The sequence below is a fragment of the Sunxiuqinia elliptica genome (assembly GCF_900113005.1).
GTDB lineage: Bacteria > Bacteroidota > Bacteroidia > Bacteroidales > Prolixibacteraceae > Sunxiuqinia > Sunxiuqinia elliptica.
Genome location: NZ_FONW01000001.1, coordinates 976,373 through 999,860, shown reverse-complemented (window position 1 = coordinate 999,860; position 23,488 = coordinate 976,373). Strand labels below are relative to the sequence as shown.

General features: G+C 41.7%; 20 protein-coding genes. 8 read left to right on the top strand and 12 right to left on the bottom strand.

Annotation, left to right across the window (positions count from 1 at the left end; translation table 11 throughout):
- The first annotated feature begins 32 nt into the window (after positions 1-32).
- A complete protein-coding gene (locus tag BM156_RS03990; protein ID WP_093918513.1) occupies positions 33-1,484 on the top strand; it encodes a T9SS type B sorting domain-containing protein in 1,452 nt (483 codons plus the stop codon).
- A 138-nt stretch (positions 1,485-1,622) separates the two neighbouring features.
- On the opposite strand, the gene BM156_RS03985 is transcribed toward BM156_RS03990, so the two are convergent.
- From BM156_RS03985 to BM156_RS03970, 4 genes are all read right to left on the bottom strand, one after another.
- Positions 1,623-2,699, bottom strand: coding sequence for a family 10 glycosylhydrolase (locus tag BM156_RS03985; protein WP_093918512.1), 1,077 nt, complete (start codon positions 2,697-2,699; stop codon positions 1,623-1,625).
- A gap of 45 nt (positions 2,700-2,744) precedes the next feature.
- Positions 2,745-3,851: a carbohydrate-binding family 9-like protein gene (locus BM156_RS03980; protein WP_093918511.1), complete on the bottom strand. Its 1,107-nt coding sequence runs from the start codon at positions 3,849-3,851 to the stop codon at positions 2,745-2,747.
- A 34-nt stretch (positions 3,852-3,885) separates the two neighbouring features.
- Entirely contained in the window at positions 3,886-5,325 is a 1,440-nt protein-coding gene (locus tag BM156_RS03975) for an alpha-L-fucosidase (RefSeq protein ID WP_093918510.1), read from the bottom strand.
- Positions 5,326-5,775: 450 nt separating this feature from the next.
- Positions 5,776-6,480, bottom strand: coding sequence for a hypothetical protein (locus BM156_RS03970; protein WP_093918509.1), 705 nt, complete (start codon positions 6,478-6,480; stop codon positions 5,776-5,778).
- A gap of 50 nt (positions 6,481-6,530) precedes the next feature.
- On the opposite strand from BM156_RS03970, the gene BM156_RS03965 reads away from it, so the two are divergent.
- Positions 6,531-7,244 (top strand): M48 family metallopeptidase, encoded by a 714-nt coding sequence (locus BM156_RS03965; protein WP_170846850.1) that lies wholly within the window; start codon positions 6,531-6,533, stop codon positions 7,242-7,244.
- 170 nt (positions 7,245-7,414) lie between these two features.
- A complete protein-coding gene (locus BM156_RS03960; protein ID WP_093918507.1) occupies positions 7,415-8,749 on the top strand; it encodes a deoxyguanosinetriphosphate triphosphohydrolase in 1,335 nt (444 codons plus the stop codon).
- Here the strand turns inward: BM156_RS03960 and BM156_RS03955 are convergent.
- Together BM156_RS03955 and BM156_RS03950 are read right to left on the bottom strand one after the other, a co-directional pair.
- Positions 8,746-9,342: a 3-keto-disaccharide hydrolase gene (locus BM156_RS03955; RefSeq protein ID WP_093918506.1), complete on the bottom strand. Its 597-nt coding sequence runs from the start codon at positions 9,340-9,342 to the stop codon at positions 8,746-8,748. The genes BM156_RS03960 and BM156_RS03955 overlap by 4 nt on opposite strands.
- A 159-nt stretch (positions 9,343-9,501) precedes the next feature.
- Complete coding sequence (locus BM156_RS03950) at positions 9,502-10,074, bottom strand: coiled-coil domain-containing protein (RefSeq protein ID WP_093918505.1); 573 nt, start codon at positions 10,072-10,074, stop codon at positions 9,502-9,504.
- Between the two features lie 319 nt (positions 10,075-10,393).
- Between BM156_RS03950 and BM156_RS03945 the strand changes: the two genes are divergently transcribed.
- Positions 10,394-11,545, top strand: coding sequence for a carboxypeptidase-like regulatory domain-containing protein (locus tag BM156_RS03945; RefSeq protein ID WP_093918504.1), 1,152 nt, complete (start codon positions 10,394-10,396; stop codon positions 11,543-11,545).
- Between the two features lie 288 nt (positions 11,546-11,833).
- Here the strand turns inward: BM156_RS03945 and BM156_RS03940 are convergent, their stop codons facing one another.
- Together BM156_RS03940 and BM156_RS03935 are read right to left on the bottom strand one after the other, a co-directional pair.
- The gene (locus BM156_RS03940; protein ID WP_093918503.1) at positions 11,834-13,111 is read right to left on the bottom strand and encodes an efflux RND transporter periplasmic adaptor subunit; all 1,278 of its coding nucleotides are present in this window, start codon (positions 13,109-13,111) and stop codon (positions 11,834-11,836) included.
- A gap of 155 nt (positions 13,112-13,266) precedes the next feature.
- A complete protein-coding gene (locus tag BM156_RS03935) occupies positions 13,267-14,514 on the bottom strand; it encodes an aspartate kinase (protein ID WP_093918502.1) in 1,248 nt (415 codons plus the stop codon).
- 398 nt (positions 14,515-14,912) lie between these two features.
- Between BM156_RS03935 and BM156_RS03930 the strand changes: the two genes are divergently transcribed.
- Both BM156_RS03930 and BM156_RS03925 read left to right on the top strand, forming a co-directional pair.
- Positions 14,913-15,239 carry a hypothetical protein gene (locus BM156_RS03930; protein ID WP_139218205.1) on the top strand — a complete coding sequence of 109 codons (327 nt, stop codon included), beginning with the start codon at positions 14,913-14,915 and terminating at the stop codon, positions 15,237-15,239.
- 47 nt (positions 15,240-15,286) lie between these two features.
- Complete coding sequence (locus BM156_RS03925; RefSeq protein WP_093918500.1) at positions 15,287-16,756, top strand: TrkH family potassium uptake protein; 1,470 nt, start codon at positions 15,287-15,289, stop codon at positions 16,754-16,756.
- A gap of 1 nt (position 16,757) precedes the next feature.
- On the opposite strand, the gene BM156_RS03920 is transcribed toward BM156_RS03925, so the two are convergent.
- From BM156_RS03920 to BM156_RS03905, 4 genes are all read right to left on the bottom strand, one after another.
- Positions 16,758-17,462 (bottom strand): queuosine precursor transporter, encoded by a 705-nt coding sequence (locus tag BM156_RS03920; RefSeq protein ID WP_093918499.1) that lies wholly within the window; start codon positions 17,460-17,462, stop codon positions 16,758-16,760.
- 176 nt (positions 17,463-17,638) lie between these two features.
- On the bottom strand, positions 17,639-18,901 hold the full coding sequence (locus BM156_RS03915) for an OmpP1/FadL family transporter (RefSeq protein ID WP_093918498.1): 1,263 nt from the start codon (positions 18,899-18,901) through the stop codon (positions 17,639-17,641).
- A 93-nt stretch (positions 18,902-18,994) separates the two neighbouring features.
- Positions 18,995-19,768, bottom strand: coding sequence for a peptidoglycan editing factor PgeF (pgeF, locus tag BM156_RS03910; RefSeq protein ID WP_093918497.1), 774 nt, complete (start codon positions 19,766-19,768; stop codon positions 18,995-18,997).
- 116 nt (positions 19,769-19,884) lie between these two features.
- Positions 19,885-20,559, bottom strand: a complete 675-nt coding sequence (locus BM156_RS03905; RefSeq protein WP_093918496.1) for a Crp/Fnr family transcriptional regulator — start codon at positions 20,557-20,559, stop codon at positions 19,885-19,887.
- Between the two features lie 80 nt (positions 20,560-20,639).
- Here BM156_RS03905 and BM156_RS03900 point away from each other — a divergent pair, with 80 nt between their 5' ends.
- Both BM156_RS03900 and hcp read left to right on the top strand, forming a co-directional pair.
- A complete protein-coding gene (locus BM156_RS03900; protein WP_093918495.1) occupies positions 20,640-21,530 on the top strand; it encodes an ATP-binding protein in 891 nt (296 codons plus the stop codon).
- 258 nt (positions 21,531-21,788) lie between these two features.
- Positions 21,789-23,453, top strand: a complete 1,665-nt coding sequence (hcp, locus tag BM156_RS03895) for a hydroxylamine reductase (protein ID WP_093918494.1) — start codon at positions 21,789-21,791, stop codon at positions 23,451-23,453.
- Positions 23,454-23,488: the final 35 nt, after the last annotated feature.

Genomic DNA, 23,488 nt, shown 5'->3' with positions numbered 1-23,488 from the left:
AAATTAGTAGTTTGCTTTTAATTTTTCACACAATGTGGGGTCTAAATAGCGTTTTTCTTTTTTTGCTTTTGAATTTCTTAACAATTAACAATCCAGGGACAACCATCTGGGAAGAAGAATTTAATACCCCTGGAATTGGATTCTGGGGAGACTCTGATGGCATTACAATCCATAGTCATCTGCCACCAACAACTGAATGGCAGCTTGATGCAGAAGCATGTAGCTTTACATCCGAGAAGGATTATGTCAAAACAGTTGGCACTTCGGGCGGACGATTAGAAGCTTTGGACTGCGATGGCGAAGCAGTTTGGCAATCACCTTGGATTTCGATTGCCAGCTATACAGCAGTCAACTGCGAATTGATAGCGAAAGAGACAGGAAGTGGCAATAACCCCGAACGTAAATATGTCGAGGCCTTTTACCAGCTAGATCAAGGAGAAAAGAAGCTTTTTGAAAACAATGGTCTAAGCCAGGGGAATTGGGGAGAATCTGTAGTCAGCCAAAGCCAGCTTCAAGGAGATTCAATCCGGCTAATTATTCATCTCAACAGTAGCTATGCCTCCGACAAAGTTATTGTAGACGCCATTCGGGTCTGGAGTGACGAACCAGAAAAAGTTGATCCGAATCAGCTGGCCGAAACCGGAGATCTCCTAATCAATGAAGTCCTTTCTAATCCTTTTGATGAAGGTGTTGATTTTGTTGAACTTTACAATCAATCGTCTAAAGAAATCCGGCTTGACCATTTATTTATCGCCAATCGGGATGATCAGCAAAATCTAAAAACGATCGTACAACTCAGCTCGGAACCCATATTATTTCCACCCAATACCTACTTGGCTGTCAGCGAAAACCAAGAACAGGTTCTCAACTTTTATTCAACCACTTGCGTTTCTTGCTTTCTGGATGTCACCAAAATGCCGGCCCTAAATAACAGCTCAGGAGAAGTGGTTCTTCTCAATGACTCCATGCAGGTGCTTGATGAAATGCACTACACCGAAAAGATGCATCATCCACTGCTCATTGAAGAAGAAGGAATCTCACTCGAGCGTATTTCATTTGAAGAATCCGCCTTAGAACCAAGCAACTGGACATCGGGAAAGAATGGCCATCAGCTGGCTTCTCCCGGCTTTGAAAATGCCATGTCTGCTAATTCTCCGGTGAAAACCACGACGTTTCAGTTGGAACCAAAAGCATTCTCTCCCAATGAAGATGGCTACAATGACTTATTACAAATTAACTATCAATTGGATAAAGTAGGCTACCTGGCTAACCTGCGGATTTTTGATTCAAATGGTCTACCGATCAATCACCTTCTGCGTAACGAACCTGCCGCCATTCAAGGCCAATGGATCTGGGATGGGAAACAAGCCAACGGCAGCCGCTCACCCATTGGCCTGTACATTGTTTTGCTCGAACTCCATCATCCGGATGGCTCAGCTAAGCAATTCAAAAAAGTCTGTACGTTAACCGACCGGATTTATTAACTCAACTGTTAATTACAAATCGTTGGAATTTCAGACCATCAGACATTCAATACCAAGACCATTAAGCAAAAAAGAGAGCACTCACCAAGGAGTACTCTCTTCTATCTAAGGTTCATACAATTCTAATTGATTCGACTTCTATTTTCGAAAGCCTTTCAAAACTGCCAGCGTTTCTTCATCGATATTTCCAAATAATGAGACTCCTTCAGCCCCATTATCCAAAGCGTATTGAATTCCTTCACGGAGCTCTTTCTTATCTTTAAAATCAGGTAGAAATAGGCCAGCATAAAGCGGGAACCGTCCGCATAAGAAGTGAACACCTTCCTTCACGGCCTCACCAATCCAAGAAACATTTTCCTTGTAAAACCCATGATAAATCATTGGGCAAATCCCGTTGAGATTCCAATTGGTCCAGTCCTGACGTACGATGCGACGGGCCACTTCCGGTGTTGGGAATACGGCTGCAGTAATTGGTTTCCGATGCTTATTGGCCACTTCAGCCAATTGATTCACCAAATTATTGATCTGCTCATAACGATAATTCCGCCACGATAAACTTTGGTCTGGATATTCAATATCAAGCGGATCAACTCCATGAGCAGCTTTATAGTTCGAACGGCAAGTTTCGCAGTAGCAGAAATCATATTCAGGCAACTCTTTCTGCTGAACGATATCGTAATTTTTCCACAGATTAACAGGCAAAATCACATCGCAATAACGCACGTAGTCCAGGTGAATTCCATCTACATAATCCTTATTCAGAATGTCTTTCACCTGCTCTTTTAAATACTCCTGAACCTCTTTTTTCGAAGGACAAAGCCAACGATAATAGTTCACATAAGGAGGATTTGTCGCGCACGATTCGCCCGTCCGGCTAATCGCATACCATTCAGGATGAGCGTCAAGTAAGGATTTCTCACCTCTATTGGTGGTCCACATCCAACGATGAGCTTCCAACCCTGCCTTTTTGGCCATTTTAAAATGCTTCTCGCTATCCTGTTCGAAGAACATACCCCGAACGCCAGCGTCGAAAAAGCCTTGGTATTTCTTCAGAAGCATTTGCTCATCGTCATCTTTTCTTGGGCGTTCCCATACCCAATGCTTATAACCAGTCTGCTTTTGCTCTTTTTTCACAGATAATGCCGAAGAACCTGTGTAGCTCAGAATTCCTGCTCCTGCAAGTAATGATGATTTGATAAACTCTCTTTTCTTCATGTATCCCTGTTTTATAATGATTCAAAACCCCTTTGGTCGATCAAGTTACGGATTTTTACGTTGAAAAAGACCGTTGTCATTTACGAAAAAAGACTGCCCCTTGCTTCCCGTAACCTTCGCAGAAAACTGATGTACAGTTGACCAAACTTCCACTTTCGCAGTTCCACTCTTTCCGTCAGGCAATTCAGCTTTCAAGCCGAGTTCCTCTGGGCTTGATGCATAGCGCCCGTGCTTTTGTTTAAACGTTTTTTGTTTGTAGTAAATCAACCAGGTATAATCTACCAGCAACTGATCCACTTCTGGCAGAAAGTCTACTTTGCGACTTCCGGCTGCCTTTTCGGTAAACTGGATAAAACCATACCTTTCAGGAGCGTGCATGCTAATAATTCCCTGCGGACTCCAAACCCAATTATACTCGGGCACCAAACGTCCGGTCGATTCGTCCACCAAGCGAGTGTACTTTCCATCAACTAATTTGGTTTGCCACTGTACCCGGGAAAAATTAATCCGCCATTGCTTTCCTTCCGTTGGGACATCCGTGGTCACCCCAGTTCTTAGGTCAGCAAAAGGAATTTTCATTTCAACACTCCATTTCTGATCAACATCATCAGGCTTGTTCAACGTTCCCTCAATAGAAACCTGGCTTTCAAAGCCTAATGCATCATAGATTACAAAAGGTCTTCCTCCGTTACGGTACGACTTTGGCATGAACAGATCAAACAACGTATTGGCTGCATTAACTTCAAATTCAAAATAGTCATGCGCATTGCCATCCGGATCAATAAACACCTCGAAATCATTTTCATGATACACAATCAGGTCCCGTTCATTGTAATAAGCCCAAACATGAGGTTCTTCCAATTCTACAAAAATGTATAGGTAATTCTCATCCCATAACATTTTCAATCGTGTTTCATGCAAAGGCAGCGGCTTCTTGTCTCCTTCAATATCTGCAAAATCAGCACTCCATTCTGCTTTTACCCAGCTTCGTTCATCCGCTTTCCCGTCAATTACAATTGGACTTTTTGCTTTATACACCACATAATGGCGAGCCGGAGTAAAAAGATGCTCATAGCCTTCCCAAATCGATTGACCAAATACGCCAACCGATGCAACCAACAACAAAATGGTCACCAAATACTTCTTCATCATTCTTTATTCGTAGTTATTAAGTAGTCGTAAAAATTTAGTCGTTAGACTGAAAAGAAAAAGCCAAGGCCGGATATGTTTTGTGTTTCTTCCGGAAAGCTTTAGGAACACTCACAACCACTTGGTCGCCATCCTTCTTCCATCTCACGCGCTGTCCGGTAGCCACCAAGGTCATCTTTGTTCCTTTAGCAGGAAGATTACCGGTCCAGCTTACCGTTTCTGGCAAAGCTTCACCTTCTGCAATACGGGCCAAAGCATAGTGTTCGCCCTTTTTTCCTTTAGTGAAGAATACTTCTCCATCCTGGTAGTGCTCGGTTATCCGGGTTCCATAAATCGCTTTTCCGTTCTGATTCATCCATTCACCAACAGCTTGAAGACGCTTTACCACTTCGGCGTCAATTGTTCCATCAGGTTTTGGGCCAACGCCTAACAGCAAGCTTCCACCTTTAGCCACAATTTCAATCAAATCATGAACCACTCGATCGGGTGATTTTAATCGCTCATTCGGTACATGTCCCCAATTGTTTCCCAGAGTAATACAGCTTTCCCATGGGTAAGGCAACTGAGTCTGAGGAATACTTCGCTCAGGAGTTTGATAGTTTTCGTATGGCCCATGAACCGTACGATCAACCATTAAAATTCCTGGCTGAGCTTTACGGGCCATAGCTGCAATCGCTGGCATATCAACTTTTTGGTCCCATTCCGGAATGGGTGCTCCCCAGGAAAGTACTTCTTCATTAACTGTTTCGCGCGGACGCACCCAACCACCATCTAACCAAAGAATATCAATTTTGCCATAATCATGCATCAATTCACTAATCTGGTTAAACGTAAATTGCTTAAAGCTGTTCCAACGTTCAGGATGTTTTCGAATATCATAGTTCACATTCCGGTTTGCCGTGGCATACTTATCCCACCAAAAATCCTGAGAATGCCAGTCCGGCTTCGAAAAGTAAGCACCAATCATAAAACCTTTATTGCGAAAAGCTTCAAAAACATACTTTGCCACATTAGCTTTAGGATGATTGGCAAAAGGTCCGGCTGTAATTTTAAAATCGGTCTGTTTGGTGTCGAACATACTGAAACCATCATGATGCTTGGTGGTAAAAACCAAGTACTTCATCCCCGCCTGATCAGCAGCCTCGGCCCATTTCTCCGGATCAAAGTTAACTGGATTGAACTCATCTTTCAGTCCCCAGTACCAGCTTTTATAGCCATTGTAAGTCATACTGTCTGGGCGGTTGATCCAATCTTCAGAACACAAGCCCCAAGATTCAATAATCCCTGGAACAGCATACAAGCCCCAGTGAATGATCATTCCAAATTTCTGATCTTGCCATTGATCCAACTTTTCCCGAACTTCAGGATTAGCTGGCCACTCATAAGTTTTCGATTGCTGATGTACTCCTAGATCTTGTGCTTTCAAAGAAGAAAGACAAACAAGGGTAACCATAAAAAGACTCAATACCTTCTTCATCTCATTAAAATTATTTATTTCGTTTGCATTCAATACCTACCTCACAGGCAGGAAAATCCCAATATCTTTAAAACTAAACTAGCTTAACGCTACATTTCTAATTTCCCAAAATCCAATTTCCTGCTCGTCACCAAATATGTTGGCGCCCACATAAACAGGAAGCCTTTATTTCAGACATTCGCGCGACTCCTTGCCCACCTTTGTTCAATAAACTTGTTCAGTACTTATGGAGTATAATGCAAATGACTTAAAACATCCAACTACCTATCCTGCAAAAACATTCAGGCTTTAAAGAGGACCAAGATAGGGAAAAAAGACCGTAAAAATTAAACTTCTGAAGGAGAATGTGCGCGTACACATCATTTTCAGCACGGGACAGGACAGTATGGATAAAAAGAGTCAAAAAAAAGCGGAAGAAACACTTCCGCTTATAGTTATCGAATCACTCAATTATTTCATTTTCTCATAATACAGCTTTTTGATCTGTTCCAAGTAATCCAAGGACAACTTGTTACTGTAAATACGCACAAATTCGCGCAACCGTCCCTGATGATAGAAAGCTCCTACTGCTGCATCAAACTTACTGCCTTCCCAGTTGTACTTCACCCGGTTGCTTAAATCATCAAAGGCTTCCCATTCAAAATGTTCAGGTAATTCAATATACGCATGAAACCGTTCTTTCTTATCCAAGAAAATTCCCGATGAAATCTCTTCAAGCTTAAAGAATTTAACCACACGAATATTCGCTTTTTCTCTCAAGTTCTTCTTATTCTTTCCCGAAAAATGAATACCATTTTCGGAATAAGCTTTTTGTAAGGTGCCAATCAAATCGTATCGATTCAAGTGTCGTACCCGCAGGACATTGTAAGTGGTGTTGTAGATCGTTAGAAAACCTTTCCCTGCATCAAACTTCTCATCAAATACTTTCTCTACTTCCTGCGTTGCACGAATAATGCTCTCCAGCGGATAGTGCTCCTGCAGGACAACGTACATGTAAATTGGTTTGGTGTCGAAAGGAGTTTCGTGATAATAGCCCGGGAAAGGCTCAAGAGACTCAAAAACCATTGTTCCTGGTTCTACCTTATCATCAATGGTAAAAACCGTTTCCCGTTTGTTTATCGTCCCAAATACTTCAATTTCGTTTTTTTGTTCCATAGTTCAATTTTTGAAGGATTGATTATCTTCGTCAACAATTATCCATGTGTATGAATGCCGAAAAAGTGATCGTTGTTGAACCTGTAGGTCAGGTTACTTTAGTACGAAATGAACGTTCCCGCTATTTACGGTTACGGGTAAAACCGAATGGGCAAGCCCATGTCTCCATGCCGGTGTTAGCCTCAGAAAGTAAAGCTATCGATTTTATCAAATCCAAATCGGGCTGGATACAACAACAACAACAGAAGATAAAGACAGGTTTAACTGTTTTTAAGCAAGATAGCTCTTTTCGAACAAAGTTTCACGAATTGAAGATTGTTCCTGTCCCCCAAGCAAAAGTATCAGGCTTTGTAGGAAATGGCATCATTCAGATTAATATCCCGTCAAATCAAGAAGAACAACACCCAACTATTCAGCATTTTATACGCAACACGCTTATTGAAGTCATGCGGCAGGAAGCCAAAGTTTTTTTGCCCATACGGCTTCAGCAGTTAGCTGATCAACACCAATTTCAATTTGAAAAAGTATTTGTAAAACATGTAAAAAGTCGCTGGGGGAGCTGCTCGTCGATCAACAATATCAATCTGAATTTACATTTAATGCGACTACCAGACCGGATAATTGACTATGTTTTGCTACATGAACTCGCTCATACGAAAGAAAAAAATCACAGCAAAAGCTTCTGGCAATTGCTTGAATCAGTTTGTCCGGGAGCCAAACAACTCGACCGAGAACTAAAGAATTATCATGTTGATATTTTTTGAACAGAAACGGGCATTGACTGCTTACTTAAAGAAGAGAGCGCGAAAAACTTTTGATGCAAGAAATAAATTAATCATCCCAAATGTTGGGTTACGAAATAGGCGAAACCTTTGTCTGACAACTAAAACGACCAGACATTGTTCTGTCGCTAAAAATAAACAATTACAATAAGATGAATTGGAACGAATTAATATCAAGTAAACGCCTGGGAAGCAAACCCACTGTAAAAGCAAGCGATTTATATAACCGAACACAATTTCAACGCGACTACGACCGCATTATCTTTTCATCGCCCTTCCGGCGCATGCAAAACAAAACACAAGTATTTCCGCTACCGGGCAGCATTTTTGTTCACAACCGACTCACACACAGCCTGGAAGTTGCCAGTGTTGGCCGTTCGCTAGGAAATATACTGGCCGAAAAGCTAATTGAGTCAGGCGAAACAAACCCGCTACTTCAAGAGCTGGGAGCTGTTGTTTCTTCGGCCTGTTTGGCTCACGATATGGGCAACCCACCTTTTGGACACGCCGGAGAAGAGGCAATCTCAAGCTATTTCAAAAATGGTAAGGGCCAAAATCTGGAGTTGATGCTCCAAGCTGAAGAGTGGAAAGACTTTGTTTATTTTGATGGGAATGCCAATGCTTTTCGTCTGCTAAGCCATCAGTTCAATGGTCGACGGGCCGGAGGTTTTGCGCTCACCTACACGACCTTGGCAAGCATTGTCAAGTATCCGTTTGAATCAGTAAATGTCAAAAAGCCCAAGTTTGGCTTCTTTCAATCTGAAAAAGACATTTACCTTGACATTGCACATGAGTTAAACATCAAACAACTTGAGGCTGATCCGTTGAAATTTGCCCGTCACCCCTTGGTTTTTCTGGTTGAAGCTGCAGACGACATTTGCTACCAGGTAATGGATTTGGAAGATGCCCACCGCCTCAACATCATCAGTTATGAGCAAACGCGTGATTTGTTTCGCAATTTCTACCATCCTCAGGACGATAAAGACTTACTTCAAAAAATTGATGCTACTTTTAAGGTTGTACTCGACCACAACGAACGGATTGCATACCTACGTGCCGGAGTTATCAACAAACTCGTGCACCAGTGTATTGAGGTTTTTGAAGCCAACCAACAAGAAATTATGGATGGAACGTTTCAAGGCTCATTGATCGATCAAATTCAGGGACAGTCGCATGAGGCAATGCAAACAATTCAGTCGCTCTCAATCGACAAGATTTACAAGCACCGTTCGGTTATCGAAATTGAAATTAGCGGACATCAAATTATCGGCACTTTGCTGGAATCGTTTATTGAAGCTATATTATCTCCGGAGGAAGGCTATTCGAAACGGTTGATTTCGATGATGCCGCAGCAGTACCGCGGACATCATCAAACCACCTACGAAAAGGTGCAATCTGTTATTGATTTTGTTTCAGGCATGACAGATCTGTATGCCCTAGACCTTTTTCGTAAAATTAAAGGGATAAACTTACCCTCGTTGGGTTAAAGCTCGCGAATTTTAAGTTTTCTCCAACGAACTTTGATACCACCACCGTCGTGAATTTGCAGGGCAATACTTCCTTTGCCTTCGGCAATTTTCTCATCGGTCATGTTACACATTTCATGGCCGTTGAGCCAGGTGGTTACGTGTCCACCAACCAATTTGATTTTCATTTTATTCCACTTACCCATTTTCAGGTAACCTTCTTTTTCATCTGGAATTTTACAAATCCAACCTCTTCCGTACGATTCATAAATACCACCTGAATCATGATTTGGAGGAGCAACTTCAACTTGCCAGCCACTTACTTTAGTTCCTTCAAAGGTAGAACGGAAGAAAATACCACTGTTTCCATTGGCTTCTTGTTTAAATTCGACTTCCAATTCAAAATCATCGTAATTTTTTTCAGTTGAAAGGTAGCCATAAGCTTTGTCCGGTCCGCTTTCGCAAATTAATTGACCGTCTTCAACATACCATTTTTCGGTGCCATGTACTTTCCAGCCATCCAAATTTTTACCATTAAACAGGGAGGTTTTTTTCTGCGCAACGGCAGAACCGGCCAGCAAAAGCAAAGCCAGCAAATACGTAAATTTTCTCATTGTTTGTTTTTAAAATTAAAGTTTCTGTTTACCAAGCTAGCGTGATACCACAAAACTTCCCTCACCTCGAACTACCGAGTGAACAAAGTTTTGTCAGCTTGAATTATTTTTCTTTTTGATTTATAAGGTCTTCTATCGAAACAAGGGTTGAGTCAACGGTTATTTGCCAATCTCATTTTTCAATAGGCTCACATTATTCTTCAACCGTTCAATGGTCTCATCCTTGGTTTGCATATCAACTTTCAACTGCTGAACTTCAGCTTTTACAGTAGACAATTGCTTCGAAAGTTTCTCAATTTCAGTCCCTCGCTTATTCAACTGATGCTCCAAAGAGGTATTCTCCTCTTTCTGACGATTCAGGTCAAAACGAACTTCTGCAAGGTCACCATTCAGCTTTTTCACCTGACCAGAAAGCTGTTGTTTTTCATTGTTCAAACTTTCCACCTGCGTTTTATACTCATCAACTTGTTGGGTCAGGCGCTGTTTTTCATAGGCAAAAGCATAAATCTTCTCTTCAATATTCGCATCTTTCTCTTGCACGTTAACCGACAAGTTGTTGATTTCACCATTCAGTTTCCCAATCAGTTCATCCTTTTCGGCATTGCTGGCCATCAAATCTGTTTTCACCTGCTCGTAATCTGCAATCATCTGCTTCAAACGCTCGGCCTGAGCATTATTCTCGGTTGTCAGATCACGTACCCTTTGTTCGGCCCGCAACTTCGAAGATTCCATGTCGAGGTACTTCTTTTTTGAAACACAAGATGATAAAAGAATTCCGCTGCAAGCAACGCATATAATTAGTCTGATGATTTGCATATTATTTTATTTAAAAAATTTTCATGATATTCAACAAAACAGCTCGTTCAATCATTTCTCTTTTTAGAAAACTTATTGTATCGCCCGTTTTATTTTTAGTATTTTTTTGTTTGTTTTGGTCATTCAGCTAAATAACGCTTTATCCAGAAATATGTTATTCAAATTGTACTATTAAATTTGTTCTGGCGTTATAAGCTAAAATAGAAAAAACTTTGAGCTTTTAAAAAACACAAATATGCGAATTCTATTCCTATCTCTGTTTCTTTTTCTAAGTAGTGTCACATGGGCACAGGTTCAGTCTGTCAAAGGCCGGGTTGTAGATGCTTCCACCCAGGACGGTATTGCTTATACCAATATTGGAGTAGAAGGCACTTTTTATGGAACAGCCAGTGATGCAGAAGGATTTTTTGAACTGAAAGTCCCAGACGAATTCAAAAAAGAACAACTCTTTTTCTCGGCTGTAGGTTATGAAAACCTGGTACTGTCTATCCCCGAGCTGTTAAAGAAATCGTTCTCCAGCATTCAACTAAAAGAGCAAACTTACAGCATTGATGATGTGAATGTTGCCGCTCAATCACGAGTCTTGTTTCGGGTGATCAAATCAGCTTCAAATAAGATCCCGGAGAACTTTCAGAAAGGGCCAATTGGCTACCAAGTTTATTATTCTGAAAGCAAACAAATAGGCAATGATCCGGAGCAAAAGCGGGAAGCAATTGTTGAGATGACTGATGAAACAGGCTACTCTTCTCCGTCGATTACAGATGGGTTTAAAAACCGGAACTTTCAAGTGACTGAAGTCAAACGAAATTTTGAATCTTACTCAATTCCTTCAGGAAAAACAGGTTTTGAAGAATTGTCTGAAATGGATTTGGTTCGCTTGGCAAACGGTATTTTGGACGATGATCTTCTGAATGACTACGATCTACAACTGGAAAATGTCAGTCAGTTTAATGGCGACTCCGTATGGATCATTTCCTACAAAACACATGAAGCAAACTTGGCGCATACCGGAGATTATTATGCAACTCAATTGGATGGCAAACTGTATATCAGCCAAAACAACTACGAGATATTGCGCAACGAATGCGTTATTAAATCAAGCAAAAACAATCCACATAACCGTTCGCTGGCAAGCAACAGAAATGAGCAAACACAGGTAAATTATCACCTCACAGCAACCTACAAACCTTTTGAAGGCAAATACGCACTGAGTTACCTCGACTGCGATAAAACCTATCTTGATACTCAAAACAGAACTGTCAGCTATAGCCGAAAAGCCAGTGTGCTTTCATTGACAAAAAATCCAAAGCGGTTAGCAGGCAAAGACTATTTTGAAAATGCTGAATACGTAGCGGATTTCTGGAACAGCTTCAAGCGTCCGCAATAAGACCGCAAAGCAATACAAACTCAACAAACTGTTGTATACTCAATTCAATACAAAGAACATACAACAAATTTCTGTCAATACATTATCTCTGAGTTCTCTGTGGTTACTTTGTTTTTTTACCACAGAGAACTCAGAGTCTTTTTTGCTATCTCTTTTATTTTGAAACAAAAGGAATTATAAAGCTCAGTTTGGAATAATATTGCTCTTCCAACACAGTAAAGAAATACAGCTTGGAATGGTTCATCTGCACTACAAAAACGGCCAATAAGTTAGCTTTACTGAAACGGGCTATTTTTCAGCTTTAAACAATTCTTTTTCGTCAACAGCTTTCACTTGCAGACTGTCTTTTAACGTGCGGCTAACAACATTGTAAGGACCAGTGATAATTTCATCGCCATCGGTAATGCCACTCAAAATTTCAATGTTTTGATTGTCCTGGATCCCCGTTTCAACAACTTGTTTCCAAGCCAATCCATCCTTCATAACAAAAATAACTTCTTCCTTCTCCTTGTCATCAGCACCTGCTTGCTCTTCTCCCGACTCGGCGACACGTGTCGTTACAGCCTGAATAGGAACTGCAATAACACCTTCGCGGGTTTCGGTCTGAATGTCCACTGTTGCCGACATTCCTGGCCGGAAAGGATAGCTCATGCTGGCGCTGTCCATTAGATCACGATATGACTCCTGAAGCAACAAAACCTTCACATCAAAATTGGTAACCTGATCTGAAGAAGTTCCAAGCGTGTTGGCCGAGTTAGCTATCTCAGTAACAATGCCTTTAAACTTGCGCTTCAAGTAAGCATCCACCTCAACCAAAGCAGTATCACCTTTCGAAACTTTGACGATATCGTTTTCGTTAACCTCCACCTTCACTTCCATTTTGTTCAGATTGGCAATAACCATCATCTCGGTTCCCGCATACATGTTCGTTCCAACAACACGTTCACCCTGCTCAACATTCAAACGTGAGATGGTTCCATTCATGGGCGCATAAATTTTCGTTTTCACCAGCTGTTCCTGAGCCTCTGCGACTGATGCTTCGGCTGACTTGACCGAAAATCCAGCTGCACGAACTTCAGCTTCAGCCACCTGATAAGCTGCCTGAGCCGATTCAAACTCCGATTCGGGAACAGCTTCCTGTTTGTATAAGGTTTGGGTACGTTTAAACGCCAGTTCCCGCTCAATCATCTGGGCCTCGGTTTGAGCCAAACGGGCTTTTGATGAGTTTAAGCTGGCTTCAGCTCGATTCAGTGCCTGAATGTAGATATCAGGTTTGATAACCACCAGCAATTGGCCTTTTTCAACTTCATCACCTTCTTCCACTTCCAACACGATAATCTCGCCAGAAACATCCGGGCTGATTTTAACTTCCGTTTCCGGTTGGACCTTGCCGTTGGCAGTGATCAGCTCTGTGATGGTTTTACTGACCACTTTCTGGGTCGTCACTTTTACTTCAAAGTCTTTACCAAACCATCCTTTCTTTTTCCCAACAACCAATACGATGATGAGAACAACCAAAAAGGCAAGAGCGAAGGGAAGTAGTTTGTTTTTTTTCTTTTTAGCCATGTTGCTGATTTTTGATTCAAACAAGCACGGATTCGTGCCAAGTCTAAAAATACAATAATTTGAGAACTTATAACACCAAAATTAATTTTGTTTCAAAGCTCTTCTGCTTCGTTCCAACTTCCCCAATCGATTCTATAGCTTCGAATTATTGTGGTCTATTTCAATACAAGACGTGCTGTTCTCCTACTTCTCTGTTCCAGGAATAACTGCCGTTTAGCTTTCATCTTACACAAAGCATCATCATTGTAAAAACGGATGGTAGCCAAGATCAGCCCCGTGTTGTAACGAACCTCAAAAGTCTTACGCAGTTCCACAATTAACGACTCCAATCCAATTTCTGGTTCATCGATACACAACGAAAGGTCGATGGCCGATTGCTGAATAAGGTTCACCTTGATTCGTCGAGCTCTAAACAGGCTAAACACCTCTGAAAGCTGATCAATTCCAATGAATGAAAAGTCAGATGGAGATATGGTAACCAGCGCCTGACTCTTTTTCAAAATAAAAACAGGAACCAAATCCAGCTGATAATCCACATCGTGAATCATTGTTCCGGCTTGGTCAGGAGCATCAAAAGGGCGAACCAACAAAGGAATCCGTTTGTTGCGTAGTGGCTTTATCGTTTTCGGGTGAATGACTTTTGCTCCCGAATAGGCCAGCTCAATGGCTTCCTTGTATGAAAGCTCCTCCAATTTCACCGTATCATCGAAATCAACAGGGTCTGCATTCAACACCCCGGGAACATTCTTCCAGATGGTTACACTTTCGGCATTCAACAAATTCCCCAGAATGGCGGCCGTAAAATCCGAGCCCTCGCGTCCTAACGTTGTTGTCTGGTTGGTATTGGTTGAACCAATAAAACCCTGGGTTACATACAAGTCAGCCTCCTGAAAATTAAAACTATTATTAATCAACATGCCAGACCATTTCCAATCCACCACAGCTTCACGGTGAGTTTCATCGGTCCGTAAGCTTTGACGAATGTCAATCCAACGGTTCGTCAATCCCCGTTTATTCAAATAAGCCGAAATTATTGTCGTTGAGATCAACTCGCCATAGCAAATCAATTGGTCATATTCGTAATCAAAATTTAAGGAAGGTATTCCCTGTAAACGTTTCTTCAAATCGTTAAACAGTTGCTCAACTAAAACCAAGTCTTCATCAGTCAAATCCAAGCCAGCAATGATTCCCGCATGATATTCTTTAATCTTTTCATAAATTGCATCGGTACGGTTTCCTCGCTTAAAAAAGCTCTTCACCAAATCCTCCAACTCATTGGTTGTATTACCCATCGCTGAAATCACAATCACTTTTTGGTCAGGGAAAAGTTCAATTATCGAAGCCGCATTTCGAATTGCATCAGCCGAACTAACAGAGGCTCCACCAAACTTAAATATTTTCATAGATTATGTTTTATCGTCCTATTCTTAATGTCGTAAATTTAACGAGTTTTAGCAGACAGAAAAACCAACATTCATCAGACTGTCTATTTTTTTCAAAATAATCCGACTTATTTCAGAAAAAGCAAGATCAATTCTAACGATTTTCTATCATCTACTGTATTTCCAAGCAAAGTGCGGTAGTCCTCCCTGCTCAATCAAACACACAAAACACTCTCAAACAATCACTTAATAGAAATTACTTTTATCATTTGGATCACTTTACTTCTGGCGATCTAATATTAATCCAGTTTTAAATTCACCAATAAAACCCCTCTTTCATGCATTTAAATCAAAATTGGAATCGTTTTTCTCTCTAATTTTGCCCCATCATGTTGAGTCAGACGGAAAAAAATTGGCTTTTGAAAATAGCCACTATCGGTAGCTTTTTTCTATTGCTTATTCTAATTCTAGGAGCAAGTGCTGGGACTAGCACATCAAATACTGATTTGCAAGAAGATACTCTCCTTCAATGCGACCTGCAAACATTAGATGTTACCCTCGACTTAAACAGTGCCGAAGAAGAAAATAAAACCGATGCCATTCGGCTAATCCCCGAAGTCGTTCGGAAATCTTACCACTCGTTTCGACTTCGGTTTATCAAGCGACTTCCCGTTTATACTAGTGTTTTACGCTATACTGCCTGGTTAAGTCGTGTTGGCAACTTGTCGCCTCCTGCTTATGAATAAATGTGTTTATTTCTGTTAGCCTTTTATTCATTTGATTTTAAATAACCATGAATTTACGAAAAGGAAGTCCAATCAATGTACTTCTAATTATTCATATTATTTCCATCATTCTTCTATTTGAGGGATTATTCATGTTGCTGGCACTTGCTATTGCCTTCTATGACCGGGAGCCTGACACCATTCAATTTGCGATGGCCATTGCAACTACCTTAGGCACTTCAGCTATTATGTATTTGATCAGCTGGAAAAGACGCCATCAAGAGCCTGGAACTCGCGAGAGCCTTGTTATTGTAACTATTGGTTGGCTGTTCCTCGCTTTCTTTGGATGCCTTCCTTATGTCTTTACACAAGCCATCCCTAGCTTTGTCGATGCTTACTTCGAATCCATGTCAGGCTTCACCACAACAGGTTCTTCCATTCTAACTGATATTGAAGCGCTTCCCCGAAGTATTCTGTTCTGGCGAAGCGAAACACACTGGATCGGAGGAATGGGAATCATTGTTTTGGTAGTAGCCATCATGCCCCTCCTAAAAATGTACGGGAGTCAACTTTTTAACCTCGAAGCATCTGTTGTTGTTGAAGAAAAATTCTCCACAAAAATTCGCTACGTTGCTCGCAACATCTGGCTAATTTATGTAGGCTTAACGGTGATTGAAACCTTCTTACTTCGATTGGGAGGAATGAACCTGTTTGACAGTATTTGCCACTCTTTTGCAACAGTGGCAACCGGTGGCTTTTCAACTAAAAACACATCAATCACAGACTATTCTCCTTACATTCAGTACGTCATTATGCTATTCATGCTCCTTTCCGGAATTAATTTCGTGCTGCATGTATTGACTTTACAAGGCAAATTTAAACGAGTCATCAAAAATAATGAGCTTCGTTTTTACCTCAAGATCGTTGGCTTTATTGGCGCTTTGCTCAGTCTAATTCTCTTTTTCTCAAAAGATATTTCCTTTGAAAAGGCCTTTCGCGATTCATTTTTCCAGGTAATATCGGTAATTACTGCGACCGGATTTGCTACCGATGATTACTTACTGTGGCCCAACCAAGGCATTATGCTCATTGTACTGATCATGCTTATTGGCGCCTGTGCAGGATCAACAGGAGGTGGTGTAAAAGTCATTCGCCATTACATCAACTGGCAAGTTATAAAACGAAGTGTGCGTCAAACAATTTCGCCCAATGCCGTGTGCAATGTGAAATACAACAACCGACTGCTCACTTACAAACAGGTGTCAGCTGTTTCTACATTCATTTTATTGTACTACGGACTTGTCGTAATAGGAACAATGTCCATGGTTGGCTTGGGAAATGATTGGGCAACTTCCTTCGGGTCGGTAGTAACTACCATGGGTGGAATTGGCCCGGGGTTCGGGCTCGTTGGTCCTGCGTCCAACTTTAGCATGCTTTCGGATGTCTCCAAGCTCTTGCTATCATTTACCATGCTACTCGGACGACTGGAAATTTTCCCGGTGCTGACCTTATTTACACCTTGGTTTTGGAGAACTTAGTTTATTTCAGAATGAAGTTTCCCTTTTTATGAATGATGCGTGACCAATAGACAAATGGGGTATCAGCAGCAGCGACGGCCCATTTTAAAACATAGGTAGTCACCAGAATTTCCCAAAGGACAGGCCATTCGAAAACACCCCAAAAGGCAACAAAAGTAAACACAACACTATCCAGTAGCTGAGAGATCATGGTACTCAAATTATTGCGCAACCACAACTGCCCGGAAGTAGGGAAACGCTTTTTCCAGAAATGAAAAGCCCAAATATCATGTTGCTGCGAAACCAAATAGGCCGCCAAGCTGGCAACAGCAATTCGCGGCATTAACTTAAAGATAGAGGTTAAAGATTCGTGGGTGTTTATGGCAAATTCATCTCCTGCTAATGGGCTAAAGTACAAGGCCATATTCATCAGCAAAGTCATCGCTATCAAACTAAAGAACCCAATCCAAACGGCTTTTTTGGCATCTTCCTTTCCATAGTTTTCAGATAAAATATCGGTAACCAAAAAGGAGGAAGCATAAACAATATTTCCCAAGGTAGCGACCAAGCCAAACAATTCGATGGTTTGCACCACCTGAATATTGGCAACAATCACCGAGATTGGAATCCACATAATCAATCCCCACTTTCCAAACAATTTGAAGGCTGCAATAATTAACAGGAAATTGGCCAGCAACATCACTAACCATAACAATTCATTGTGCATTTCTTTTCTCTTTGCGCGAACTTCACTAATCTCACTCAGCACTTTCGCTATTTCGGGCGGCAAAGATAATAAAATACCTTCGTTTCCTATCTATCTCAACTTCATGCAAAAAGCCCCGCTTTTCGCGAGGCTTTCTTTCTTCCCATTAAAAGTATAAAGCAACAAAACCAACTCAACTAGAACGAGAATCCCAGTTCTAATTCCAATTGATTCATTTCGATCTCGATTCTTTGTCCGGCTGGAGGATCCAATGGATTGGGCCCTTCAACCTGGTTATTCATTGCATAGTTTAAAGCCAAATGAAATTGATTCCCCTTATTTCCAACTTCTTTGGAAAAACCAAAAGCCAGCTGGTTGGTAATCACTCCTGGCGCTAAAATATTGAACATCACCTCCGATTCCGGAATTGGATTATCACCGATTGAATAGCCGGCCCTGAAAATCCAACGTTCAACAGCTGAGCAAGACACACCAAACTTAAAAACCGTAACATCGTCCCAACCAAAGCCAGCTCCTCCGTCCATTCCTAATTGAGCCTCCATCATATTCGGCAACATCGGATTGGCAATTGACTTGACATCACCATAAAATATTTGTTTCACATCGGCCATTACCGTAAATACATCCGTCACATCCCAGGAAAATCCGGCACTCCAGCTTGCTGGAATATCAAAATCACCTTGTTCCGCAAACAAACCAGCATACTCTTCCAGCTCGCTCATATAAACCTTACTTTGGTACATTCCTCCAATCGTAAAGTTATCGGCAATTTTACCCAAATAGCCTAGCTTAAAGCCAACACCAAAACTATTGTCATTGCCATTGCCTGAAACCTTTTCGGGAGCCGAAGAAAACATTCCAAAAGCAGCCAGCCCCTTCGCTTCAAAATACTGATAAGCCAAAACGCCCGTAACTCCTAAGCTATGATTTTCACCCAGTTTCACCGCATAAGTTAGGTTCCCAAAAAGTTGAGCCAAGTTAACGCCCAAAGAGATAGAAGACTGATCGTAAAAGCCAGCCACGGGGTAATCTGTATTCATGCCTCCATTACCAAATGCTGAAACGGACAAGCTTGACTTTTCGCCAAGCATCCAATTGGCACCGAATGACGGAATAACAAAAAGCTTACTTTCACTTTCCACTGTTCCGGGCATTAACCCAAAGGTTCCATCCATTCCCGAAGGATTACCGGAGATGGTAAACTTTCGGTTCGGATTAAACAAATCAACTCCAAACTGAAACTTCTTCCCCAAGAAAACTGCTCCCGCCGGATTTCCATTGATAAGTGATCCTTGGTAATAGGCAACCCCTGCTCCTGCCAATCCTTTATTGATGGTACCATAGCCCACACTAAAATAACCGTCAGTTGCCTTAGCTGCCAGAAAAGCAAGCATAAGCATGGCTGAAAAGCCTAATTTTTTGATCAAGTTAGTTCTCATAAGTTTGTTTTTTTCTTCTGAGCAAAAGTAAAAAACAAAACAACTAACTATTTATCTATTTTGATTGACATATATCAATATAGCTAAATACTTTTATTCACCCAACATAATCCCGGAAACCATGCGGCCTGTAGCTACCCCATCACGCCTTGCAGAATAAAATAAAGATTCATGAGAATAGGTACAGAGTCCCATTATTTCCACCTGATCTTCGGGAATTCCGGCTTCACCCATCAGTGCTTTGTTGGCTGCCCATAAATCAAAATAGGCTTTCCCATCTGCCATTGCTGGTTTTAGCAAGTTCCGGTGTTCGGTAAAATTCTCTCGAACAGCCCGAATCACGTCCTTGCCCACTTCATAAACATGCAAGTGAATAGACGGGCCAATACCCGCAATAATATCCTCCGGGAACGTATCAAAAGAACGCTGCATCTCGTGAATGGTTTTACTAACCAACTTACTCACAGTCCCTCGCCAACCAGCATGCACCGCAGCAATAACCTGCTGAACAGGATCAAACAACAAAATTGGAACACAATCGGCTGTTTGCACGCAAAGGCAAATATTGGGTTGATTCGTAATCAGCGCATCTGTTTCCTCCAGATTAGCAGTTTCAGTCGGCTGACAAACCACCTGCACCTGGTTACTATGCGTTTGTCGTGGAAAGATCAACTGCTCTGGACTTAATTTGAAAGCATGAGCCAGCTCAAGCCGAAAAGAACCGTACACCTCAGGAGCATCTCCGGTAAACCGCGCAAGCCCGTCATTTCCCCAACCTTGCTTGGTTGATGTAAAATGCAGAACACCTACTTCGCGAAGTTTATCGAATGTTAAAAAAGATTTGTGCCCAAGTTCTATTCGTTCCATCTTCCATTATATTTCCCGTAAAACTACAGAATAAAAGACAGAAAGGTATTTTTTATTTTTAAAGGTTAACAATTCATTAAAAATCACCACATTCCTTAAAAAGTAAATCCACCAATTTAGCCCTTCAGCAGTTCGTTCATTTTTCCTTTATCCTGAATTCGAATGACGCGCCGCTGCACCTGAATCAACCCCTCTTGATCCAACTCCCCAAGTGCTCGGGCTAAGGCAGGACGTGTGACCCCAAAGAACTCGGCCAATTGCGCCTGAGACAATGGCAACTCAACTACCGCCAAGCGATCGCCAGCCAAATCGAGCAGGTAGTGCGCAATCTTTTGTCGAATGGTTTTAAAGGACAAAAAGCGAATTCGCTGGCTTAAGAACTGAGCCCTTGACGAAATCGAATTCAAATAATTCGTCAGTATTTGAGAATCCTGTTGCAAAATCTTCAAAAATTCAGATCGTTCAATACAAAGCAAACGAACCGGCTCATTAGTAATTACCGTTACCGGAAAGCGGTTATTCGCCCCAAACAAAAACGCAGCTGCTAACGGGCGTGGAGCTGCAATGTCTTCTATCTTAATCGTCTTCCCCGTATAATCTGCCATTTCACCTTTCACACTTCCTTCCAGCACAATAAACAAGCGACTGCATTCATCCCCCGAATGAACCACCATTTCATTCTTGCCAAAATTTTTCACCTGATAATGGATCTCCTGCATAATCGCCTTCAAATGATCTGGCGTAATTCCTTTAAAAACCGGAGAGCGAGATAATAAATCAAAGTCAATCATAAAAAAAACGTGTTTGTAACAAATGATACACTTCTCCCAACAAGCCCAAGCTATATTTGTTGCATCAAACTTAGCAAAAGATGATTAGAGAAATTGTAAAAATAGATGAAGACTTGTGTGATGGTTGCGGATTGTGTATCCCCAATTGCCACGAAGGAGCTTTACAAATCATCGACGGCAAAGCCCGCCTGATTAGTGAATTAATGTGTGACGGATTAGGAGCCTGCCTAGGACATTGTCCTCAGGGAGCAATAGAAATTGAAAAGCGAGAAGCAGAGGAATATGATGAGGTAACGGTCATCAAGCAAATGATTCCGAAAGGGGAAAACCTCGTGATTGCTCACCTAAAACACCTGAAAGATCATGGTGAAACAGGCTTTTTACAAGAGGCTGTTCGTTACTTAAAAGCCCATGAAGATGAGCTGGAGGTGGATGTTAATCACATCATTCGCGAAGTCCATAACAGTCAAGCGCATGCTCAAGCGGAATCAGGTTGTGCATCTGGCGGATGTCCGGGATCAGCACCTGTAAGCTTCGAGCGTCCATCCTTTATGATGGCCCCCGAGGCAAACACAACCGTGTCTGGCCAATCGGAATTGCAACAATGGCCCGTACAAATGCACCTGATTAATCCGGCTGCAGGCTACTTTCAAGGAGCAGACCTGCTGGTTGCAGCAGATTGCGCTGCCTTTGCTCATGGAAGTTTTCATCAAACATTCATAAAAGGAAAGAAACTAGTTATTGCCTGTCCAAAGTTGGATCAGGGAAAAGAAATATATGTCGAGAAGTTAGTTCGGTTGATTGAGGAGTCAAAAGTGAATACCATTACCGTAGTGGTTATGGAAGTCCCCTGTTGTGGAGGCCTTTCGCAATTGGTTGAAATTGCAATAGAAAGGGCTAGCCGGAAAGTTCCGGTTAAAGAGATTGTTGTTGGAATCAGGGGGAACGTTTTGGCTGAAGAGTGGATTTAGGAAGAAAAGCCGGGTGCAGGAAAAATCCCGGCTTTTTCTTAGTCACCCCAAAGTTTAAAGCCCCAACAATCGCAATTTAGATACGAAACTGCGTCAAATAGCAAACCGAATCATCCTGAACTTATTTCAGGATCTGCCCCAAAACGCATTTTTCTAGGATGATACAAATTCCGAAAAAAGTTCGGAACGACTTTCATGCTCTTATGCGGGGCACCATCAAACAGAAAATTATTTAATCAGAAAATACCAAGTTTAGTTATGGAAAATATGTTTTGTTTTCAGTGCCAGGAGGCTTCAAAAGGAATTGGATGTACTATTAAAGGAGTTTGCGGTAAACCAAGCGATGTTGCCAATCTTCAAGACACCTTACTTTTTGTACTTAAAGGAATTGCCCTATTAAATACCGACCTCAAAACCGTTGGGAAAGCTGACAATAAAGCTAACAAAGTTATCTTCGATGGGCTGTTCAGCACAATAACCAATGCCAATTTTGACCACACGGCTTTTGTTATCCGCATTAAAAAAGCACTGAAATTCCGTGATGAACTAAAAGGAAAAGTAGCCGATGCTGGTTTGCTTATCAATCCTCATGAGTCCGTCCATTGGACAGCTAAAACCGGCGAAGAATTTGAAGCAAAAGCCAAAGAAGTTGGTATTTTAAGCGAAGCAAATGAAGATATTCGTTCGTTGAAAGAGCTCATTATTTATGGGTTGAAAGGATTGGCAGCCTATGCAGAGCATGCCTATAACCTAAAACACGAAAAGCAGGAAATTTTCGATTTCATGCAAGAAGCCCTGGCTGCAACCACGCGTGATCTTTCTGTTGACGAATTGGTTAACCTAACACTCGAAACCGGAAAATTCGGGGTTGACGTGATGGCGCTGCTCGATGCTGCCAACACCACAAGCTATGGAAATCCTGAAGTTACCAAAGTAAACATTGGGGTTCGCAACAATCCGGCCATCTTGATTTCGGGACACGACTTGCGCGACATGGAAGACCTGTTGAAGCAGACCGAAGGAACTGGCGTTGATGTGTACACACACAGTGAAATGTTGCCTGCCAACTACTATCCGGAATTCAAAAAATACCCACACTTGGTTGGTAACTATGGGAATGCCTGGTGGAAACAAAAAGAAGAATTTGAGTCATTCAATGGCCCAATTTTGTTCACCACCAACTGTATTGTTCCACCGCTTGAGAAAGCAAACTATAAAGACCGGATTTACACCACCGGAGCCAGTGGCTTAACAGGAGCAATCCACATCCCTGATCGCAAAGAAGGAGAGATGAAAGACTTCTCCATGATTATTGAGCACGCCAAGAAATGTGCTGCTCCAACCGAAATTGAAAGTGGTGAAATTGTTGGGGGATTTGCACACAACCAGGTTTTTGAATTGGCAGAGCCCATTGTTGAAGCAGTAAAAACTGGCGCTATTCGCAAATTCTTTGTCATGGCTGGTTGCGACGGACGTATGATGAGCCGTGATTACTACACCGAGTTTGCCGAAAAACTACCTCAAGATACTGTAATCCTGACTGCTGGCTGTGCCAAATACCGCTACAACAAATTGCCTTTAGGTGACATCAATGGAATTCCACGAGTTATTGATGCCGGGCAGTGTAACGACTCTTATTCATTGGCCGTAGTTGCTTTAAAGTTGAAAGAAATCTTCGAGTTGGATGATGTAAATGAACTACCAATTGCCTATAACATTGCCTGGTACGAGCAAAAAGCAGTCATCGTATTGCTAGCCCTGCTTTACCTGGGAGTGAAAAACATTCACTTGGGACCAACTCTCCCTGCATTCTTATCGCCAAACGTAGCAAACGTACTGGTTGAAAACTTTGGAATCGCAGGAATTTCATCAGTAGATGAAGACCTGAAATTATTCCTCGAAACGACAGAGGAAACCGCCTAAAAAACGTTCAGTTGTATTTTCACAGATAAGGTTTA

Coding starts and splice junctions, on each gene's coding strand:
- BM156_RS03955 (WP_093918506.1), bottom strand. CDS start 9,342: ATGAGAAAATTTACGTATTTGCTGGCTTTGCTTTTGCTGGCCGGTTCT.
- BM156_RS03985 (WP_093918512.1), bottom strand. CDS start 2,699: ATGAAGAAAAGAGAGTTTATCAAATCATCATTACTTGCAGGAGCAGGA.
- BM156_RS03920 (WP_093918499.1), bottom strand. CDS start 17,462: ATGCACAATGAATTGTTATGGTTAGTGATGTTGCTGGCCAATTTCCTG.
- BM156_RS03970 (WP_093918509.1), bottom strand. CDS start 6,480: ATGGAACAAAAAAACGAAATTGAAGTATTTGGGACGATAAACAAACGG.
- BM156_RS03950 (WP_093918505.1), bottom strand. CDS start 10,074: ATGGAATCTTCGAAGTTGCGGGCCGAACAAAGGGTACGTGATCTGACA.
- BM156_RS03980 (WP_093918511.1), bottom strand. CDS start 3,851: ATGATGAAGAAGTATTTGGTGACCATTTTGTTGTTGGTTGCATCGGTT.
- BM156_RS03935 (WP_093918502.1), bottom strand. CDS start 14,514: ATGAAAATATTTAAGTTTGGTGGAGCCTCTGTTAGTTCGGCTGATGCA.
- BM156_RS03965 (WP_170846850.1), top strand. CDS start 6,531: ATGAATGCCGAAAAAGTGATCGTTGTTGAACCTGTAGGTCAGGTTACT.
- BM156_RS03975 (WP_093918510.1), bottom strand. CDS start 5,325: ATGAAGAAGGTATTGAGTCTTTTTATGGTTACCCTTGTTTGTCTTTCT.
- pgeF (WP_093918497.1), bottom strand. CDS start 19,768: ATGGAACGAATAGAACTTGGGCACAAATCTTTTTTAACATTCGATAAA.
- BM156_RS03915 (WP_093918498.1), bottom strand. CDS start 18,901: ATGAGAACTAACTTGATCAAAAAATTAGGCTTTTCAGCCATGCTTATG.
- BM156_RS03900 (WP_093918495.1), top strand. CDS start 20,640: ATGATTAGAGAAATTGTAAAAATAGATGAAGACTTGTGTGATGGTTGC.
- hcp (WP_093918494.1), top strand. CDS start 21,789: ATGGAAAATATGTTTTGTTTTCAGTGCCAGGAGGCTTCAAAAGGAATT.
- BM156_RS03925 (WP_093918500.1), top strand. CDS start 15,287: ATGAATTTACGAAAAGGAAGTCCAATCAATGTACTTCTAATTATTCAT.
- BM156_RS03905 (WP_093918496.1), bottom strand. CDS start 20,559: ATGATTGACTTTGATTTATTATCTCGCTCTCCGGTTTTTAAAGGAATT.
- BM156_RS03960 (WP_093918507.1), top strand. CDS start 7,415: ATGAATTGGAACGAATTAATATCAAGTAAACGCCTGGGAAGCAAACCC.
- BM156_RS03940 (WP_093918503.1), bottom strand. CDS start 13,111: ATGGCTAAAAAGAAAAAAAACAAACTACTTCCCTTCGCTCTTGCCTTT.
- BM156_RS03990 (WP_093918513.1), top strand. CDS start 33: ATGTGGGGTCTAAATAGCGTTTTTCTTTTTTTGCTTTTGAATTTCTTA.
- BM156_RS03945 (WP_093918504.1), top strand. CDS start 10,394: ATGCGAATTCTATTCCTATCTCTGTTTCTTTTTCTAAGTAGTGTCACA.